Genomic DNA, 1,008 nt, shown 5'->3' on the forward strand with positions numbered 1-1,008 from the left:
ACGATCGTGAGCCCCACCGACAGCACGACGAGCGCCAGCGGCTGCCAGCCAAGCTCCACGACCTGGCCCACGGTGATCCGCAGTCCGAGCAGCGCGACGCCGATGCGCAGCAGCGTCCGACCCGCGAACTCGATGCCCGGCTTGCAGCTACCCTCACCCGAGAGAAAGTTCATCGCGATGCCGAGCAGCAATGCGAACAGCATCACGGGTGCACCGTAGTGCTCCGAGAGGAAGGTGGACGCAGCGGCGACCACACCGCAGGCAAGTACGCCGGGAAACAGCAAGCGCGCATGTCCGGGAACCGCGCCGATCGTGAGTGTGGTCATGGGCTCAAGCGGTGGGCAGCCGGTGATGCTTGAACTGCTCGCGCAGGCGATGCTTGAGCATCTTCCCGGTCGCGCCGAGCGGGATCGTGTCACTGAAGACCACGTCATCGGGCGTCCACCACTTGGCGATCTTGCCGTCGTAGAAGCCGAGCAGCTCCTCGCGCGTCACCTCAAGACCGGGCTTCTTCACCACCACCAGCAGCGGGCGCTCATCCCACTTCGGATGCGGTGCGGCAATGCAGGCGGCCATGCCCACTGCAGGGTGTGCCATCGCAATGTTCTCCAGGTCGATCGAGCCGATCCATTCGCCGCCGGACTTGATGACGTCCTTGGCACGGTCGGTGATCTGCATGAAGCCGTCGGCATCGATGACGGCAACGTCGCCCGTCGGGAACCAGCCGTCCACCAGCGGATTGCTGCCAGCACCCTTGAAGTAGTTGGCGATGATCCATGGGCCGCGCACCATGAGCTCGCCCGAGGTCTTGCCGTCCCAGGGCAGCTCGATGCCGTCGGCGTCGACGATCTTGAGATCGACTCCGAAGACGGCGCGCCCCTGCTTGGCCTGCACCATGAGCCGCGCTTCACTGCCCAACGTCAGCTGCGCGGGCTTGAGCGTGCACACGGTCCCCAGCGGACTCACCTCCGTCATGCCCCAGGCATGCAGCACCTCCACGTCGTGGCG

2 protein-coding genes are annotated in these 1,008 nt (G+C 65.7%); both read right to left on the bottom strand.

All coding sequences use genetic code 11. The features are described from left to right. Positions 1 to 326, bottom strand: a 326-nt coding sequence (locus QTH87_RS26170) for a putative sulfate exporter family transporter (RefSeq protein WP_286613361.1), incomplete at its 3' end; no start/stop codon positions are given. Between the two features lie 4 nt (positions 327 to 330). Next, positions 331 to 1,008: AMP-binding enzyme (locus tag QTH87_RS26175; RefSeq protein WP_286613362.1), on the bottom strand; the 678-nt coding region annotated here is incomplete at its 5' end.

The organism is Variovorax jilinensis (assembly GCF_030316885.1).
Lineage (GTDB): Bacteria > Pseudomonadota > Gammaproteobacteria > Burkholderiales > Burkholderiaceae_C > Variovorax > Variovorax jilinensis.